Here is a 3,662-nt window from a genome sequence, read left to right as displayed (position 1 = left end):
ACTGCCCTTGGCCCAGCATTGAGGGGATCCCTGCATTCCTTGAAGTTTTGAGAGGGAGGGCTACAAAACCCCTCCTGAAAATGAATTAGAGTGAGATCACACCGGAAGGACGAGTCCATTATGCACCTGAGTGACATCACTCATCCCAACCAGCTCCGAAACCTGAACCTGAGCCAGTTGCGCAGCCTAGCCCGCCAGATTCGCGACAAACATCTGCAGACGGCTGCCAATTCCCCGGTCGGCTGTCATCTGGGGCCAGGGCTGGGGGTGGTGGAGCTGACCTTGGCCCTCTACAAGACCCTCGATCTGGATCGAGACAAGGTGATCTGGGATGTGGGGCACCAGGCTTATGCCCACAAAATGCTCACCGGCAGGTACCACAATTTCCACACATTGCGCCAGAAGGGGGGGATTTCCGGCTACCTGAAGCGCAGCGAGAGCCGCTTCGATCACTTTGGGGCGGGGCACGCTTCCACCAGCATCTCGGCAGCTTTGGGCATGGCCATCGCTCGGGATCGGCGGGGAGACAACTTCAAGGTGGTGGCCATCATTGGGGATGGTGCCCTGACCGGAGGCATGGCCTATGAAGCCATCAACCACGCCGGGCACCTGCCCAAGACCAACCTAATGGTGGTGCTCAACGACAACGGCATGTCTATTTCCCCCAATGTGGGGGCGATCCCTCGCTATTTAAACCGCCTGCGCCTCAGCCCGCCGGTGCAGTTTTTGGCCGACAGCCTAGAAGAGCAACTGAAGAACCTGCCCCTACTGGGATCCAGCCTCAGCCCAGAAATTGACCGCCTCAAGGAAACGGTGAAGCTGGTTACCGCTGTGCAAAACAACAAAGCCGGCATTATCTTTGAGGAGCTGGGCTTTACCTACGTGGGGCCGGTGGACGGGCACAACCTGGCGGAGTTGTTGGATGCCTTTGAGTTGGCCCACGGCATCTCCGGGCCGGTGCTGGTGCATGTGGCCACCGTCAAAGGCAAGGGCTACCCGCCTGCCGAAGCGGAACAGGTGGGGTATCACGCCCAATCCCGCTTCGACCTGGCCACCGGCAAGCCCTACCCGCCCACCAAGCCTAAGCCCCCCAGCTACAGCAAGGTCTTTGGCCATGCCCTCTGCAAGCTGGCCGAGCGGGATCCCCGCATCATCGGCATCACCGCCGCTATGGATACGGGCACTGGCCTGGATAAGCTCAAGGAAAAGCTGCCGGATCAGTTTGTGGATGTGGGGATCGCCGAGCAGCACGCTGTAACGTTGGCGGCTGGCATGGCCTGTGAGGGAATGCGGCCAGTGGTGGCCATTTATTCCACCTTCTTGCAGCGGGCCTACGACCAGATCATCCACGATGTCTGTATCCAAAAGTTGCCGGTCTTCTTTTGCTTGGATCGGGCGGGAGTTGTGGGAGCCGATGGCCCCACCCACCAAGGCATGTACGACATCGCCTATCTGCGCTGCATTCCGGAAATGGTGCTAATGGCTCCCAAAGATGAAGCGGAGCTACAGCGCATGGTGGTGACCGGGATCCAGTACACCCAGGGCCCCATCGCCATGCGTTACCCGCGCGGATCTGGCGTGGGGGTGCCTCTGGCAGAAGAGGGATGGGAACCCCTGCCCATCGGCAAAGCCGAGGTGTTGCGCAGCGGCGGCGAGGTGCTGATCCTGGCCTATGGGTCGATGGTGCATCCCAGCCTGCAGGCGGCGGAGATCTTGAAAGAACACGGCATCTCAGCCACGGTGGTCAATGCCCGCTTCGCCAAGCCTCTGGATACTGAGCTGATCCTGCCTTTGGCCGAACAGAGCCGCTTGGTGGTGACGGTGGAAGAAGGTTGCCTCATGGGTGGGTTTGGCTCGGCAGTGGCCGAAGCCCTGCTCGACGCCGACCTGGCAGTGCCCTTGTTGCGCTTGGGGGTGCCGGATGTGTGGGTGGAGCACGCCACCCCCGAGGAATCCTTGGCAGAACTAGGCTTGAACAGTGCCGGGATTGCCGAGCGGATTCGGGCCAAGTTTCAGGCACGAGTTCTCAAGGGATCCCCTGCAGAACTTCCCACTGTCAATTCCTGAGCCTATTCCGAAAGGCCCATCCGCCGGTTGAACTGCTCGATAGCGGCTTGCTGCAGAGCTTCTGCAACAGGGCGGGTGCGCAGGAGGATCTGCACATCCCGCAGCAGGTTTTCTCGCCACAGGTTCTCCCGCAACACCTGCAGGCGGGCGTAGTTGGGATCCAAGCGCATGGCCTTTGCCCCCAGTTCCTCAGCCCGTTCGGTTTCTCCCCGAATGTAGAGGGCAGTCGCCAGGGCCAAATAGGGCTCTGCCACAGAGTCGTTCATCTCTATCGTGCGTTCCCAGCGATCGATGGCGGCGTCCAGATCCCCCTGCTCATAGTCCACCAAGCCCATGTTGTTCATGGCCGGCCAGTAGGCGGGATCCAACTGCAAGGTCTTCTCATATTCCTGCCGGGCCGCATCCCACCGATCCAGCATGAGGTAGGCATTGCCCAGTTGGAAGCGGGCATTGGGGTTATCCGGTTGCAGGGCCACAGCTCGTTCCAGGGTTTCAGCAGCGGCAAAGTAGCTGCCCTGCCGCAAATAAGCCGATCCCAGCGAGTAGAGAACAGCCCCATCTTGAGGAGACAGGGCGCGGGCCTTCTGCAACGAGGCAATCGCCTGCTCCAAGTCCCCCAGTTCTAGGTGGACGTTGCCCAAAACGTAGAGTAGCTCTGAGGAGTTGGGCACCATGGACACGGCCAGTTGCAGGCGGCGCAGCGCTTCTTCCGTCTGGCCAAACTGGGCTAACCGCAGCGAGTCGGTGGCCAGTTGTAGCGCTTGGGCCTGCATCAAGCCCCCATTGGGCAGAGGGACGTGCAGCAACACCTGGGCCTGGGCAGAGCTCCACCCTCCCATCCCCAACACAACTGCCAGGCCCACCGACAAGGCTCGCCAGGGCCGGACGGATAACCGGAACAACAGTGGCGGCATGATACCCACGCAATAAACAGGCCATGCCCATGTTAGCTGCAACAGCCGGGGATCCCTACGTCTTGGTGTTCTCTTCTGCAGCGGCCAATTGAAAGGGCTCTTGAGCTGCTCATGCTCTTCTGCCTGTTGCTGAGGGTGCCCCGGCTTACACAGAGGTGGATAGGCCATGGTTTACCAGCCGAGAGCAGCCAAATCAGAGGCGCCGCCACCGCCGCCCCGATTGGGTGAGCAGATCTTCGGCAGCCTTTGGCCCCCAAGTGCCGGCCTCATAGGTGAACAGAGGCGGTGCAGCACCGCTGCCATTGCCGCTGCCGGGCTCAGACTCCCAGGCCGATAACACCGGCGTCACCACCCGCCAGGCCGCTTCAACCTCATCGGCACGGGTAAACAGCGTTGGATCTCCCAACAGACAATCCAGGAGCAGGCGATCATAAGCATCCGGTGTACTCGCTCCAAAGGCAGTCCCATAGCGGAAATCCATATCCACCGAGCGGGTGCGGATCTCTGGCCCCGGCATCTTGGCCTCAAAGCGCAACGAGATGCCCTCATTGGGTTGGATGCGCAGTACCAGGATGTTGGGACTCACCTCCCGAGCTGCCGATTGGAACAGGGAAAGGGGCACCTGCTTAAAGTGAATGGCCACCTCCGAAACCTTCTTGGGCAGGCGTTTCCCAGTGCGCA

The 3,662-nt window shown here is 60.6% G+C and carries 2 protein-coding genes and 1 pseudogene; 1 reads left to right on the top strand and 2 read right to left on the bottom strand.

Annotated elements, in window-relative coordinates:
• Positions 1-120 precede the first annotated feature (120 nt).
• Positions 121-2,067, top strand: a complete 1,947-nt coding sequence (gene dxs, locus NW834_RS12125) for a 1-deoxy-D-xylulose-5-phosphate synthase (RefSeq protein ID WP_011433570.1) — start codon at positions 121-123, stop codon at positions 2,065-2,067.
• A 2-nt stretch (positions 2,068-2,069) separates the two neighbouring features.
• On the opposite strand, the gene NW834_RS12120 is transcribed toward dxs, so the two are convergent.
• Together NW834_RS12120 and NW834_RS12115 are read right to left on the bottom strand one after the other, a co-directional pair.
• Positions 2,070-2,981: a tetratricopeptide repeat protein gene (locus NW834_RS12120; RefSeq protein WP_414426323.1), complete on the bottom strand. Its 912-nt coding sequence runs from the start codon at positions 2,979-2,981 to the stop codon at positions 2,070-2,072.
• A 193-nt stretch (positions 2,982-3,174) separates the two neighbouring features.
• Positions 3,175-3,662 (bottom strand): annotated as a pseudogene (locus NW834_RS12115) (glucose-6-phosphate dehydrogenase); the annotation flags it as partial.

The sequence above is a fragment of the Synechococcus sp. R60.1 genome (assembly GCF_047461835.1).
In the GTDB taxonomy this organism is placed as follows: Bacteria; Cyanobacteriota; Cyanobacteriia; order Thermostichales; family Thermostichaceae; genus Thermostichus.
The sequence above is the reverse complement of the archived record's forward strand: the minus strand, read 5'-3'. Positions and strand labels throughout refer to the sequence as shown.